This window comes from Lyngbya sp. CCY1209 (genome assembly GCF_055795065.1).
On sequence record NZ_JAYFER010000260.1, the window covers coordinates 1 to 15,085 of the forward strand.

Consider the following 15,085-nt stretch of genomic DNA (forward strand, 5'->3'; position numbering starts at 1 on the left):
CGACTAAAGCCGCCGTTCGTTTTTCCTCCCTGCTCTAAAGAGACAGAGCTTCCAAACGTATCGGAGATTTTACGTGACGCTCTGTCAGACAGCATACCCGCGATTTCCCACTCCTGTCGTCGGCAGTGAAAAGTGAACAGTGAAAAGTTCCCGATTCCCGATTCCCGACTCCCCTCATTTCCCCGCCGAAAACTCCGAGATATCCAAATGAGCGATCGCCTCAAAAAACTCGAACAGCCGCCCGGAAATCTCCGCCACACCGCCTTCGACATTCGATTCGATATTCAGCGGCAAAACGGGGTCGTGCAGCGACAGCCGCAGCAAAAACCACCCGTCCTCCGCCGGCGACTTGCACGCCACCCGCACCCCCTCGTAATTCTTGGGGACGATTTCCCAATCTTCCTGTTGGGAAACGAACTGTTTCAGGTCGTCGATGATTTGATTGCCGTAGGATTTGAAGTCGTCCGCCAAAATCTTGATGCGAATTTCCCGACTCTCCTCCGGTTCCCGCAAATTGGCGATCAAATCGGTCAAAGATTTGCCCTCTCGGTGGGTTTTCGCCAACTCGATCAATAACTTACTCACCAAATAGGCGCCGTCGTCCAAGAAGTAGTTTTCCTTCATGGCGCCGTGGCCGGAGGTTTCGATCGCCAGCCCGGATTCCTGTCCGCTTTCGTTCAATTTTATCGCTTCGTTGATCACATTTTTGTAACCCCGTTTGAAGCGGTGGTGCACTCCCTTCAATTCCCCTTCGATAAACTGGGTCAAACCGTCGGAGGTGATGGAGTCCGTGACAATCGTCGAACCCGGATGTTCCTGCAAGACGATCGCGGAAATTAACGCGATCAAACGATTTCGGTTGAGTTCCTTGCCATCTTTATCCACCGCCGCGCCGCGATCGACGTCCGTATCGAAAATAATACCAAAATCCGCCTGATTCTCAACTACCGCCTTGCAAATCGACTCCATCGCTGCCCCATTTTCCGGGTTGGGGACGTGGTTCGGAAACGTGCCGTCCGGTTCCAAAAATTGGCTTCCCGAAATATCCGCCCCCAGCGGTTTCAACACCTTTTCCGCGTAGAATCCCCCCGCACCGTTGCCGGCATCGACGATAATTTTTAATCCTTTTAAAGGCTTGTCAAAATCTTCGGGATGGTTCGCCCCTTTCCGAATGGTATTCACTAACCCTTCTGCATAGACGGAGATAAAATCATGTTGGGTGATGCTTCCCGGGGAATCGGAGGTGTTGAAATCGTTCTTTTCCGCCAATTCTAAAATATCGGAAATATTCCCCTTATCCAAGCCCCCATCGGCCGTAAAAAACTTCAAGCCGTTGCGGTTGAAAGGCAGGTGGCTGGCCGTCAACATGATCGCCCCGTCGCACTCCCATCCCGGCGTGACGGTACTCACGAACATGGCGGGAGTGGAGGCGATCGCAAAATCGTAAACCCGACACCCCGTCGAGGCGATTCCTTCCATCGTCGCCGCCATCAATTCGGGGCCGGAAATGCGGCTGTCCCGCCCCACGGCAACGGTCAATTCTGCGGGCGATCGCTTCAATTTTTCCGCCAACCAAGTGACGAATGCCTTGCCCAAAATCCCCGCAATTTCGGGAGTCAAATTGACGGGTTCATTCTCGACCCCTTCGAGGGCGACACCCCGGATATCGGAACCGTTTTGCAGTTTTTTCCAGTCTAACTCGGTGATTTGAATGGTCATCAACTTTTCCCCGGCTGCGATCGAGTGGTTATAGGTTATCATAGATAGATATCAGTATTCGGCGATCGGCCGTCAGCCCCGCCATATTTAAGGATAATTTAAGATTGTGTCGCGACAGTATGATATCAGATCCGGTTATTAACCGGATCGACTCCCTTAAGAGAGGCAATAGGCAATAGGCAACAGGCAATAGTTCGGGAAAAAGGAACGGGAAAACTCGACTCCCGACTCCCGACTCCCGACTCCCCATTCCCTAATTCTCGACTCCCGACTCCCGACTCCCGACTTTAAGATGAACCGACGCGGACGGGAAACAGTTTTTCGATCGCGCGGGTTCCCAACAATCCCAAACTGCTGAATCCCAACCCCAAAACCAGAATAGTGAGTTCGACGCTATCGAACCACATCGCCTGCGGTTGAATGAGGCTGATTCCCAACCCGGACAAAGCCGCCAAACTGCCGATCGCAAACCCGAATCGGACGCTCGTTGGCGACACGATAAACCCTTTAAAATCCGACAAAAAATAGGCGATCAAGGGAACCCACAACACCGAGGCATAGGCGGCGTAGAAGCACAAAATCAAGCCGACGATCTCCCCACCTCTGAGGGCGATGCCGAACGCCAACAGGGCGTTGAGCGATGTTACGAAGACGCGGTTGGTAAACCGATTTTCCACGAGTTCCAAATCCAGCACCGTTTTGGTTTGGATGCGGAGGATATTGCTGCCAATTCCCAAAGCCGGAACCGCCAAAATTAAAATCAATATAATACCGATCGCGGGGTGAGTCCGATTCCCCACCCAAAACAGGACGTAGGGAATTAAAGACTTTCCGTCGATCGCCCCCGGCAGGACTCCAGAACGTTGTGCCGCGATCGCTACCGCCCCCGGTAAAAACGCCAAAATCATCAGGCAAATGCCGGCGACGATACATCCCCAGCGGGCGATTTTAATACTTTTCGCCCGGACGACAAACTGCTGGCATTTCATATCGATCGCCACCAATAAAACGGTGGAAATCATCACTCCCAAGGTACCCCGGACATCCATCGCCCCGACTTCTGGCACAAAATTTTGGACGGTTTCAAAATAAGAAATACCGCCGTCTATTTGCCACAAACAATAGGCGAGGGCGAGGATATTAGAAAGGAGCAAAACCCGAAAGATTAAACTCGCCCGTTCGACGGGAAGAAGGGAAATCAAACAAAATGAAATAGCCAAAAAAATGAGACTCGTAAGGGTCGGAATTCCGGCGACGTTGAGGATGGCGGCGGCCGCGATCAACTGGACGGCGGCGATGCCGATCAATGAAGTCCAGGACATCAAACCGACGCCGATTTTGACGGGTTTGCCGTAGCGATCGCCGAGTAAAGTCCAAATTTGCTCGACTTCCACCCAGTAGAATTTGGCGAGAAACGCCAGGGCGATTGTCCCCAGTCCGATGGCGATCGCGTAGAGACTCCCCGCCGCCCCGTTCAAAAACGATTTTTCTGCCGTCCCCAGGATAAACCCCAAGCCGTAGTGGGCGGATACCAGTAAAGTGGCGAGGGAAACAAGTCCCAACTGTCGCTGTTCTTTCACCGCAGTGATCCCAACTTCAAGGATTACACCTCGCATGGTAAGGATTTTTTCGGGTTTTGGCAAATTAGAAAAAAATCGCGATCGGTTGTATCAATCCGTACAGAAAATTTGGCAAGTCGGAAAGTATTAAAAACACCAATTTCAATCTTTGCAGCCGTCCCACAAACTGGCCTCATGGGGGACAGTCTCTGCGGTGACGCTCAAATCCACCGGATTCAGGATGGGGATCGATGCCAGGGCCAGGGAACCGACGACGACGACCAGCACCATCCCCAGCAGATCTTCGTTGGGGGATATCCTTTCCAGGCGTTTGGAATATTCTCGAATGTTCATATTGATACTCCCGGTGTTCCGGACTACCGATACCAATTTTGTATCAAAAAATACAGACAAATCAATCTGTAACAAGAATTACAGAATTGGAGCGATCGCGGGTTCGGGGTGACGAAATCGCCCATCAAGTCCCGATCGCGAAGCAATCGCGACCTTTCTGTTTGGCTTGGTAGAGGGCGACATCGGCGGCGTGGAGGAGCCGGTCTGGGGAACTTTCCGGGGTGGGAATCAAGCTGAAAATACCCTGGCTGACCGTGAGGCGATCGCTGACGCCGGACGTCTCGTGGGGAATTTCGAGAGCCGCGATCGCGTCCTGGATGCGGCGAGCCACCTCCACAGCTCCCTGAGTATCGGTATTCGACAGGATGACGGCAAATTCCTCCCCCCCGTAGCGGGCCACCAAATCGGTTGGGCGCATCGCCGAGCGATCGAGGGCCCGGGCCACCTGAATCAGACAGTCGTCCCCCGCCAGATGTCCGTACTGGTCGTTGTAGTTTTTGAAATAGTCCACATCGCACAAAATGACCGCGAGCGGCGACCGTTCCCGCCGCATCCGCCGCCACTCCCGCCCCAAAACCTCGTCGAAATGGCGGCGGTTGGCGACCTGCGTCAGTCCGTCCAACCGGGCCAGCCGTTCCAGTTCCCGGTTCGCCTGTTGGAGCTGTTGGTAGAGGCGGGCCTGCTGGAGGGGAAAACTCAGTTGTGCGGCCACGGCCCGCACCAATTCCAAAGTCCGCGGCTGGCAGGGAATAGCCCGGGTATTGTAAAACACCAGAACCGCCGACACCTCGTCCCCCAGCAAAATCGGGACACCGAACATAGCCTTCAAACCCGCCCGCTCCGCAATGGGGGCGCGATCATAAATATCGGGGGAACAGGTCGAACAATCTTCGATCCATTCCGGTTGTCGGGAGAGCCAGACCCGGCCGGCAATCCCCCGTCCGGGGGCGAAAGTGCGCCGGCTCGAATCCCGTTGAAAGGCGGCAAATCGGGCGTCCGTGCCCTGGGGGTTGGCGATATATTCCAACACCTGGCACTCGGAGTCCGGCTGCCAAGCTTCCCCATATTCCCAGAGGATATTTTCGCAGACCGCATCCAGAACCGCCGCGATCGCCACCCGAAAATCCGGCGCGCGGCCGATCGCCCAAGTCGCCCTCAGCAGCAGGCGAGTTTCCCGGGCCGAGAGTTGCAACTCTCGATTTTGCTCGGCGAGGGTTTGATTGGTTTCTTGCAGTTGTTTTTGCAGGGAATGGAGGGCGAGTTGATTGCGGATGCGGGCGAGCACCTCTTCCATCTGAAACGGCTTCGTGATGTAGTCCGCCCCCCCCACCTCGAACGCCTTCGCCTTGTCCAACCCCTCATCCAAAGCGCTCAAAAAAATAACCGGAACGTTCCCCATTTCCGGGTCGGCTTTGATTTGCCGGCACACCTGGTAGCCGTCCATCTCCGGCATCATGATATCCAGGAGGATCAAATCCGGCGCAAAGCGCGTCAGGCTGCGGAGCGCCAACTTGCCGCTGGGGGCAAGGCGGACATCGTAGCCCTGTTTTCGCAGCAGATCTTGAAGCAGGCGCAGGTTGTTGGGAATGTCGTCAACGACGAGAATAGTTGAGGGAGTCGGAGGCTCATTCGGAAGGTTCATAATTCAAATCAGTTTGTTCTTCTAGCATCTGCCAAATCTGTTCGTAATCAAAGTTCTCCGCACAGTGCCGGAGCGCGATCGCCAACTCCGAGCGTTCCGGGGGAATTTCCCCCACCAGTCGCCGTATTTCCGTCTCGTTGAGCGTCATGACCGCATCGGCCAGGGCCGTGCGCCAGCCGGCGGACATTTGAGCCAATTGTTCGGCGACCCGAGCCACATCCGGGGGTTCGGACTCGACCACCGCCGCCACCTCGGCATCCGTGTAGCGGACGCCCAAGTAATCGGACATACAGGCGAGCAGGGTGGACATTTGGATCGGTTTGTAGAGAAAATCGTCGCAGCCCGCCTCGATCGCCAAAATCCGCTCCTCTTCAAAGGCGCTGGCGGTCAAAGCGACAATAATCGTCCGCTCCGGAGCGTCCCCGGACGGCGGTGCGGAGCGCTCCAATTTTCGGATCGTCCGGGTCGCCTCGTAGCCGTCCGCCCGGGGCATCCTCAGATCCATCCAAATCAGGTGGGGGCGAAACGACTGCCACACCGCGATCGCCTCCAGGCCGTCCCGAGCCTCCCGCAGCTCCACCCCCAGAGGGGAGAGCATCTGTTGGAGCAGTTGGCGGTTGTAAACCTTATCTTCCACGATCAGAATGCGGGGGCGGGTGTCCCCGTGGAGGGGCGGCGGGGCATCCGGGGGGAGGGCGATCGCTTCTTTTTGGGGGGGAGGCTCGGGTTCGGCCGACTCCGCCGGCATCACATCCAACTCGAATTCAAACGCCGTCCCCTGCCCCACTTCCGAGCGGATCTCCAGCCGAGCTCCGAGCAGGTGCAGGTATTTTTGACAGATCGACAACCCCAACCCCGTCCCCTCCTGGGATTCCCGACCCGCCCGAGCCTGAAAAAACGGCTCGCAGAGCTGCGAAACTTCCTCCGGGGTCATCCCCACCCCGGTGTCAGCCACCCCCAGGCGCAGGCGGCAGGTCGCTCCGGAGTCCGATGGAGAGACGCGAGACGCCCGCAACTCCACCCGGCCCCGGTCGGTGAACTTGATGGCGTTGCCCAGGAGGTTGATCAGGATCTGTCGCAATTTGAGGCGATCGCCGCGGATGAATTGCGGCACGTCCGGGGAGCGGACACAATTCAAATGGAGGTTTTTTTGGCTGGCCTTGAGACCGAACAGATCCCGAAGTTCGTCCATCATCCGCCACAGGTCGAAGGCCTCCTCGGCGATCGTCACCCGCCCCGCTTCAATTTTAGACAGGTCGAGGATGTCGTTGATCAGACTCAGCAAATGTTCGCCACTGCGCTGGATGATGCGGAGGTTGTTGTGCTGGCCGGCGGTGAGGTTGTCGGCGTGGCCGAGGATTTGGGCGAATCCCAGCACCGCATTCAACGGCGTCCGCAGCTCGTGGCTCATGTTCGCCAAAAAGGTACTTTTCGCCTGACTCGCCAACTCCGCCCTTTCCTTGGCCCGCAGCAACTCCTGGGCCGCCCGCTTGCGATCGCTCACGTCCAAAACCACCCCGTGCCAGACGACATCGCCATTTTCCCGGCGCTCCGGCCGGGAATTGCCCAAAATCCAGCGGGTTTCCCCCGAGGGGAGGACGTGGCGCCACTCGTGGGAAAAGGGGGTCAGGTCGGCCATGCTGGCGACGACTTTCCGGTAGTAGTCCTCGCGGTCGTCCGGGTGGATTTGGTTCGACAGCAGGTTCGGATCGGCCAACACCTGTTCCGGCTCCACCCCGAACAGTTCCCGAGAGCCCTCGCTCATGTATTCAAACCAAAACCTGTCCGGACAGCGGGCGACGTAGCTGTAAATGGCGCCGGGGATGTTCGTCGCCAGACTTTCCAGGCGGGCCTGGGAGCGTTTGAGGGCCTGTTGAGCCCGGCGGCGATCGCTGATGTCCACCACGATCGCCAGGTCGGAAATCGGCCGGCCCTCGGCATTGAAAATCAGGGACAGGCTCACCTGGGTCCAGACCGGCGTCCGGTCCTTGCGGATGTAGCGCTTCTCGATGCACAGGGACGGGATCTGTTGGTGGTAGAGTCTGGCCATCAGCCCGTCGTAGCGTTCCACGTCCTCCGGGTGCGTCACCTCCCGGTAGGTTTTCCGGTACAGTTCCGCCTCGGTGTAGCCCAACAACTCGCAAAAATGCCGGTTCGCCCGGATGAATAAACCGGAGTCAAAGTCCGCCTGGTTAATGCCCACCGCCGCCTGCTCGAAGATCGCCCGCAGTCGGGTTTCTCGCTCGGCCAGTTGCCGTTCCACCTGTTTGAGGTCGGTGATGTCCATCTCCAGGCCGTCCCAGATCGTCCCCCCGTCCGACCGGCGCCGGGGGACGGCTCGCAACTGAGACCAGCGGATGCTCCCGTCGGGGGTGCGCTTCCGCACCTGCATCGAAAAGCCCGACAGGTCGCGGCAGGAGATTTCCAGGAGGCGATCGTATCGCCGCCGGTCCTCCTCCACGATCAAATCGTACAAAATCCTCGGGTCGTCCATCACGGCCTCCGGCGTCACCCCCACCCAGCGCTCGATTCCCGCGCTGATGTGGGAAAAGTGGAACGAGCCGTCCGGCTCCCGGATCAGTTGGTAAATCACCCCCCGGTCTAGGTTGTCCCCCAGAGTCCGCAGCAGGCTCTCCCGCTCCCAGAGGGCCTCTTCCATTTCCCGCCGTTCCGTGATGTCGTCGAAGGTGCCCAAAATGCCCACCACGTTTCCCGAGGCGTCGTGGAGGGGAATTTTGCTGGTTTCGATCCACCGCAGCAACCCGTCGTGCCGCAGCATCGTCTCCAGGAAACGGTATTCGGGCCGGTCGGAATCCATCACCCGGCGATCGCACTGCCGGTACCAGTCCCCCTCCATCTCCCCCCAGGGCAAATCGTAATCCGTCTTGCCGAGCACATCCCGGGTCGATTCCAACCCGGCAACTTCGGCAAAATTTCGGTTGCACCCCCGATAGATTAAATCCCGATCTTTCCAAAAGATCGCCTGGGGGACGCTGTCCATGATCAGTTGCAGGAACTGCTGGTATTCCCAGAGGGCGGCTTCGGCCCGCTTGCGATCGGTGATGTCCTGGACCGTCCCGAAAATCTGCGCCACCCGCCCCGACGAGTCCCGGGACACTTCCCCCTTCCCCAGGGTGTGGCGCATCTCGCCGTCGGGCCCGAAGATCCGGATCTCGTGTTCGTAGGGTTCGCCTTCGGCGATGCAGCGTCGGACGTTTTCCTCGAAGAGCGGGATATCTTCGGGGTGGGTTTGTTCGAGCAGTTGTTCGTAGGTGGGATGGGCCAGCAGGGGGTCGAGTCCGTAGATGCGAAACACCTCATCGGACCAGGCGATGGTTCGGGAGTCCAGGTCGAAGGACCAGTAACCCAGGTGGGCGATGCGTTCCGCCTCCGCCAGACGGCTTTGGCTCTCCCGCAGAGCCTCCTCCACCGCCACGCGATCGCTGACATCGGTTTGCACGCCGATGAAGTGGGAGACGGCGCCATCTTCGTCGTGGACCGGGGAAATGTTCAGTTCGTTCCAGAAGGGCGTCCCGTCCCGGCGGTAGTTCTGGAGTCGCACCTGGCAGGGTTCCCCTGTATCCAGAGCCGCTCTCAGGGCAGCCAGGGCGGGCTGATCTCGCCGTTTGCCCTGCAGGAAGCGACAGTTTTTCCCCAAAACTTCTTCGCGCTTGTAGCCCGTGATCCGCTCGAACCCCCGGTTGACGTAGACGAGGGGGCGGTCTGGCGCCCCGGCGTCGGCGATCGCGATCCCGTTGGTGGATTCGGCAACGGCCCGCTCCAGAATTCTCAGCCGCCGGGTCGTGGCCTTGTGGTGTTCGACTTCCGCCTGCAATTGCCGTTGCAGCGATCGCAATTTCAGTTGATGTTCGACCCGGGCGATCACTTCCACGATTTCAAAGGGTTTGGTAATGTAGTCCGCCCCCCCGACCGAAAAGGCTTTCACCTTATTTAAGGATTCATGTAAAACGCTGATAAAAATCACGGGAATCTCCCCGGTTTCTCGGTCCGCTTTCAGGCGATCGCACACCTGGTAGCCGTCCATATCCGGCATCATGATATCGAGCAAGATCAGATCCGGCGGGTGAGACCGCGCCAACTCCAGGGCCAGGGCTCCGGAGTTCGCCACCTGCACCGCATATCCCCGCCTCGACAACATTCGAGTCAGCACTCTCAGGTTGGCGGGCGTATCATCGACGACGAGCACATTGGCCGGGGATGAAGCGGGTAACTCTGGATGCATGGCTGGCCTCTCAACAATTAATCATTCATAATTAATCATTAATAATTCTCTATTTTTTCTCCCCCCGATTGCGGATGAATTCCCCCGCGAAAGCCAGCATCCCCGACCCCAAAATTAACAGGACGCTGAGGGCGTTGATGTCCGGTTTCACCCCCGTCCGGATGCGGCTGAAAATTTCCATCGGCAACGTGGTCGCGCCGCTGCCGGCCGTAAAACTGGCAATCAAAAAATCGTCCATGCTCAGGACGAAGGCCAGCAGACACCCCGAAATAATTCCCGGCATCAGTTGGGGCAGGAGCACTTTCACGAACGCCTCCACCGGAGTCGCCCCCAAATCCAGGGCCGCTTCTTCCAAGTTCGGGTCTAAATCGGCGAGGCGGGTAGACACCACCAGGGCGACGTAGGCGAGGCAGAAGACGATGTGGGCGGAAACGATCGTCCAGAGGCTCAGGGGAATCGCCAAAGCCGCCAGAAACACCAGCGTCGAAACGGCGATCGCAATGTCGGGCACGATCAGCGGCAGGTAAGAAACCCCCAAATACAACCCCTTGCCCGGAAACCGAAATCGCGCCAGCCCCACCGCCATCAGCGTCCCCAGCACCGCCGAAATCGCCACCGCCGTCAAACCCACGGCGAGGCTATTTTTGAGGGCGTTGAGAATGCGGGTATCTTGGAACAGCCGGACGTACCACTGCCAGGTGAATCCCTCCCACCCCGCACTGTAGCGGGACTTGTTGAAACTGTAAAACGTCAGGACAAAAATCGGCAGGTACATATAGAAATACATGAAGCCGACAAAGATGACCTGCCAAGAAACCCGAAATTTAGGTTTAGCCTTTTCCATCTCTAAAGGGGCGTCAGAGCGGTGATGTTGGATATCCTGCATGGAATAATTGATAATTGACAATTGAGTTTCTTTCTCCCGACTCCCTAATACCGATTCCCTATTCCCTATTTTGACGGCCGGCCGTCGCCGTAGCGGATCAACAGGGCGATCGCGATGCTGACGCCGAAAATCAGCACCATGCTCAGGGCGGAACCGAAGCCCCAATTTTGGGTCGCCCCCAAAAATTGATTGTAGATGAGGCGGGAAACCGTCATGCTCGACGCGCCGCCGAGCAGTTCCGGATCGACGAAATCCCCCAGGGCGCTGATAAACACCAGCAGCCCCCCCGCCACGATCCCCGCCCTCGCCTGGGGGACGGTAATTTTCCAGAAGGTCGTCGCGGGTTGGGCTCCCAAATCCGCCGAGGCCTCCAGCAGGCGGCGATCGAGTTTTTCCAGGGAGGCGTAGAGCACCGTCACCATGTAGGGCAGGTAGCTGTAAGCCATGCCGATCAACACCGCCGGGGTGCGGTTGAGCAGTTCCAGGGCCGGCAGTCCGACGAAGCCCAAAAACGAGTTGAGGACCCCCGTCGGCCGCAGGATGGTGATCCAGGCGTAGGAGCGCAGCAGGGAAGAGGTCCACAGGGGGAGCACGAACCCCAACAATAAGAGGTTGCGCCAGGGTTTGGGGGCCATCTGGGCGATCCAGTAGGCGACGGGAAATCCCAGCAGCAGACAGAGGACGGTGGTGCCGGTGGCGAAAAAGACCGATCGCCCGATCACCCTCAAATTCACGGGGTCGAACACCCGCAGGTAGTTGGCGATGCCGTCGGGGTTGACCACATCCCCCGGGCGGATGTCGGCCACCAAACTGAGTTGAAAAATCACCAGGGTCGGCAGCACCAGCAGCAGCAGCAGCCACAGTCCGGCCGGCCCGAGAAGGAGCAGCGGCCCCGCCAATTTTGACCACTTTTGGCCGATGCCGGTTTTGGGTTGGGGCGGTGGGGGAGGCGTGAGTGGGGGGGTAGATACAGCCATAGCGTCAGCAACGGTGGAGGTAATGGTCGTCGATGTACCCGCCGCCAGTTAACCGCTGGTGAGACGGGTCCAGTAGCGATCGAACAGGGCGTTGATTTCCGGGGGCAGGGGCGAGAGGGTTTCACTCCGGGCGATCACGCTTTCCGGCGGAAACAGGGCTCGATCGTTGCGGAGTTCTTTGGGGAGTTTGCGGAACGCCACCCGGGAGGGGGTGGCGAAGCTGAGGCGTTCGACAATTTGGGCGGCCACGTCCGGCTGCAGCATGAAGTTGATCCACTGGTAGGCCCCGTCCGGGTTCGGCGCACTTTTGGGAATGACCAGGGTGTCGATCCACAGGGAGGAGCCGCTGTCCGGGGTGATGTAGGCCAGATCCTCATTTTCCGGCATCACTTCGGCCGCGTCGGAGGAGTAGCACATCGCCAGGAGCAGGTCCCCGACGATGATTTGGGGCCGCCATGCGTCGGTGGTGAAGGATGCGATCGCCGGCCGGATTTTCACCAATTCTTCGTAGGCGCGGCGGATGTGTTCGGGATCGGTGCTGTTGTAGGAGTGGCCCAACCGCCGCAAACTGGCTCCCATCACCTCCCGCACGTCGTTGACCAGGGTCATCCGCTTGGCGAGTTGGTCTTGATTCTCCCAAATATAGTCCCAGTCCTCCGGCTCGCTGTCGAGCAATTTGCGGTTGTAAATGAGCCCCGTGGTGCCCCAACTGATGGGGATGCTGTATTTGGAGTCCGGATCGTGGGCCGGGTTTTGGAATTGGGGAAATAGGTCTTCCAAACCGACGAGCAGAGAATGGTCCAATTCGGCCAGCAGCCCCAGTTCCACCATTTTCTGCACCATGTATTCGGAGGGGTAGATGACGCTGTAGGCACCCGCGCCCCCGGCCTGCACCCGCGCCAGCATCGACTCGTTGGAGTCGAACACGTCCGCCACCACCTTCAGGCCCGTTTCTTGGCTGAAGCGGTCCAGGAGGTCGCGATCGGTGTACCCCGCCCAGGTGTAGATGTACAGGGTATCCGAGGACACGCGGCTGCTGGCCTGGGTTTGTACCTCGGCCAGCGTCCACCCGCACCCGGACGCCGAAGATGCGATCGCCCCGGCCGCCGAGGTTTGCAAAAACTGGCGCCGGGTCATTCCCCCGGGAAATCGAACTGGACGGAAATTCTTTGGAGGCACTGTTATCTACCGTTGGCATCCAACCCGCGAACAATTAATCCCATTTTCCCACATTTGCAGCCAATGAATTATCAATTATCAATTATCAATTATCAATTATTTTCAGTTATCGTTCGGGGAGGGCGAGACCATCTTCGGGTTTCCAGCAGATGTAGGTGGGGTCCCAAACCGAGGGAATATCGCCGCCGCCAGGTCCCTGACGCACCATGACGGTTTCTCCCGTCTTCAGTTTCACCACATATTGAATGTGGGTCCCTAGATACATCCGGTCGATCAACTGACCTTCAAAGCTGTTGCACTGGCCGTCCGCCGGATGGGAGGTGAGGGAGATTTTCTCCGGCCGGACGCTGACCACCGCATCGGTCCCGGGTCGGAGTTGGACCGGCGTTCGCGACCCGGTGCCGGCGGCCCGCCGTTTGCCCGGGGCGATGACCAGTTGCAGGCCGGTTTCCGTCACCACTCGCAGGCCGGAGGCGTCGGCCGCTTTCACCCGACCCCGAAATAGGTTGGTATCCCCGATAAAGTCGGCGACAAAGGGCGATCGCGGATATTCGTAAATTTCGTTGGGGGTGCCGATCTGTTCGATGCGGCCTTCGTGCATGACCGCGATGCGATCGGACAGACTCATCGCCTCTTCTTGGTCGTGCGTAACCATAACAAACGTCAAACCCAGGTTGCGGTGCAGGTTGGACAGTTCGATCTGCATCTGTTTCCGCAGCTTCAGATCCAGCGCCCCCAGGGGTTCGTCCAACAGCAGCACCGCCGGACGGTTCACCAGGGCGCGGGCTAGGGCCACCCGCTGCTGCTGCCCGCCGGACATCTGGGCGGGGTAGCGGTTGGCAAACGATTCCATCTTCACCAGTTGCAGGGCTTCGCGCACTTTTTCTTCGATTTCCGCTTTCCCCCGCCGCTTCAGTTTCAACCCGAAGGCGATGTTGTCCCAGACGTTCATGTGGTTGAATAGGGCGTAACTTTGAAAGACGGTGTTGACGGGACGTTGGTAGGGGGGGATCTGGTTCATCGACTGGCCGCGGATGAGCACTTCTCCGGCCGAGGGCATCTCGAATCCGGCGACTAGGCGCAGCGTGGTGGTTTTTCCGCAGCCCGACGGCCCCAAGATGCTGAAAAATTCCCCCCGGCGGACATCGAGATCGACTCCCCGAACTGCCGTTTCGCCGTTGAAGACTTTGAAGACTTTGCGGAGTTCTACATCCAGTCCGGAGTCGCTTTGAACTGCACCCGGGTTTTGCGCTGCGGTTTGTAGCATAGTTGCCTCGCGTGTGAGGAGATGTCCCTCCCTTAGCTTATCTGATGGAATCTGGGCTGACAAGATGATGGGGCGATCGCGAGTCGGGAAAGAAGCTGTCGCCCGCCACGGCAACCGCCGGAACTGCTGGGATCGCGGAAAACCCCGAAATCTACTGAGAGGGGGCGATCGGCCGCAAGCTGACCGCTAAATTGGTGAGGACGAAAAAAAAATTTGTCAACCCCTATTTACAAAACGTAACGCTTCTGTTACATTTATTTACATAGCGGTCAAACAACGGAGCCAAGCACCATGTACACCACCGAGGATAACGGCCTTCTCAACAACTTTGCCAAGGAACCGAAGATGTATTGCGCCGATGCACCTTCGTCTCAGCAACAGCGCAACTATCTCCTCCAAGGTGCGGCGGCTATCCTCCTCCTCGCCTCTGTATTGGTGGTGGCAGTCAGCGTCAGCTAACCCGCGACAGTTTTGTTCTCCCTTCCTGCATGGAAGTCTCCTAATTGATATCTGAGCCGGCGATGCCGGTTTTTTTTTGCTTTTTAAAGTTTTTGTCCACAGATTTCGCAGATGATCGCAGATTATATTTTTCAAGAAACCGGGTTTCTACGAGGGTGTCTCTGTTGTCATGAGAGATGGACAAAGAAACCCGGTTGCTACTTCCCACCCGACAGTCAGTTCGTTCTAGGTGTCGATACCATTTTTAAAATTCAGATCTTGGACGAGCTGTTCTGCATCCTGAGCCGTCGGTATCCTCAAGTTGATGTCAATCACCAATTGATTTTGCTCGATATTTATTTTGGTAATGTTAACAATACTCTTTTCTGGCAATAACTGATTGGCATCTACTGTGGCAGAAGATTGAGTTTTGTAGCCGGCTTCCTCCAGCCATTCCGCAATGTTGCGCCAGTTTTCTACTTTTTCGTTACATTTGTTAACCAAACTTTTAACATATCTATAGATACTGGCGCAGAGATCAGTTTCGACGCCATTGACATTTTTACCTAACTGTTCGGCGATTTCCGACGGACTGTAACTGCACAGGAGTCCCCGCAGGTGGAGCTTTTCGACGGGGGTGAGGCGCTTTCCCTTGGCAGAGGCTAAGTCGGCGTACAGGGTTTCCAAGTCCCAGTGCTGTGCCGCTTGGGAAAACTGCTGGTCAGTCGATGCCATAGCTTTCAGTTCCGACAATTCCTGATGAAATCCTAACACAATTCCTGACGCACATCAAGAAAAAGAAAACCGAAATCGGTTTATCA

At 57.4% G+C, this 15,085-nt stretch carries 11 protein-coding genes; 1 reads left to right on the forward strand and 10 read right to left on the reverse strand.

Features of this window, described 5'->3' with window-relative positions; translation table 11 throughout:
- Positions 1-174: 174 nt before the first annotated feature.
- From AC0QHF_RS07170 to AC0QHF_RS07210, 9 genes are all read right to left on the reverse strand, one after another.
- Positions 175-1,719: a phosphomannomutase/phosphoglucomutase gene (locus AC0QHF_RS07170; protein ID WP_324703558.1), complete on the reverse strand. Its 1,545-nt coding sequence runs from the start codon at positions 1,717-1,719 to the stop codon at positions 175-177.
- 287 nt (positions 1,720-2,006) lie between these two features.
- Positions 2,007-3,299 (reverse strand): SLC5/6 family protein, encoded by a 1,293-nt coding sequence (locus AC0QHF_RS07175; RefSeq protein ID WP_324703513.1) that lies wholly within the window; start codon positions 3,297-3,299, stop codon positions 2,007-2,009.
- A gap of 141 nt (positions 3,300-3,440) precedes the next feature.
- Positions 3,441-3,632, reverse strand: a complete 192-nt coding sequence (locus AC0QHF_RS07180; protein WP_324703514.1) for a hypothetical protein — start codon at positions 3,630-3,632, stop codon at positions 3,441-3,443.
- 124 nt (positions 3,633-3,756) lie between these two features.
- The gene (locus tag AC0QHF_RS07185) at positions 3,757-5,274 is read right to left on the reverse strand and encodes a diguanylate cyclase domain-containing protein (RefSeq protein WP_324703515.1); all 1,518 of its coding nucleotides are present in this window, start codon (positions 5,272-5,274) and stop codon (positions 3,757-3,759) included.
- The gene (locus tag AC0QHF_RS07190) at positions 5,258-9,517 is read right to left on the reverse strand and encodes a PAS domain S-box protein (RefSeq protein WP_324703516.1); all 4,260 of its coding nucleotides are present in this window, start codon (positions 9,515-9,517) and stop codon (positions 5,258-5,260) included. Before AC0QHF_RS07190 ends, AC0QHF_RS07185 begins: the two co-directional genes overlap by 17 nt.
- 49 nt (positions 9,518-9,566) lie before the next feature.
- The gene (locus tag AC0QHF_RS07195; protein WP_324703559.1) at positions 9,567-10,403 is read right to left on the reverse strand and encodes an ABC transporter permease; all 837 of its coding nucleotides are present in this window, start codon (positions 10,401-10,403) and stop codon (positions 9,567-9,569) included.
- Between the two features lie 65 nt (positions 10,404-10,468).
- Complete coding sequence (locus AC0QHF_RS07200; RefSeq protein WP_324703517.1) at positions 10,469-11,380, reverse strand: ABC transporter permease; 912 nt, start codon at positions 11,378-11,380, stop codon at positions 10,469-10,471.
- 48 nt (positions 11,381-11,428) lie between these two features.
- The gene (locus tag AC0QHF_RS07205; protein ID WP_324703518.1) at positions 11,429-12,517 is read right to left on the reverse strand and encodes an ABC transporter substrate-binding protein; all 1,089 of its coding nucleotides are present in this window, start codon (positions 12,515-12,517) and stop codon (positions 11,429-11,431) included.
- 148 nt (positions 12,518-12,665) lie between these two features.
- The gene (locus AC0QHF_RS07210) at positions 12,666-13,826 is read right to left on the reverse strand and encodes an ABC transporter ATP-binding protein (RefSeq protein WP_324703519.1); all 1,161 of its coding nucleotides are present in this window, start codon (positions 13,824-13,826) and stop codon (positions 12,666-12,668) included.
- A gap of 291 nt (positions 13,827-14,117) precedes the next feature.
- On the opposite strand from AC0QHF_RS07210, the gene psb34 reads away from it, so the two are divergent.
- On the forward strand, positions 14,118-14,285 hold the full coding sequence (gene psb34 / locus AC0QHF_RS07215) for a photosystem II assembly protein Psb34 (RefSeq protein ID WP_324703520.1): 168 nt from the start codon (positions 14,118-14,120) through the stop codon (positions 14,283-14,285).
- Between the two features lie 225 nt (positions 14,286-14,510).
- Here psb34 and AC0QHF_RS07220 read toward each other — a convergent pair whose 3' ends face one another.
- Positions 14,511-14,999: a helix-turn-helix domain-containing protein gene (locus AC0QHF_RS07220; RefSeq protein ID WP_324703521.1), complete on the reverse strand. Its 489-nt coding sequence runs from the start codon at positions 14,997-14,999 to the stop codon at positions 14,511-14,513.
- Positions 15,000-15,085 lie beyond the last annotated feature (86 nt).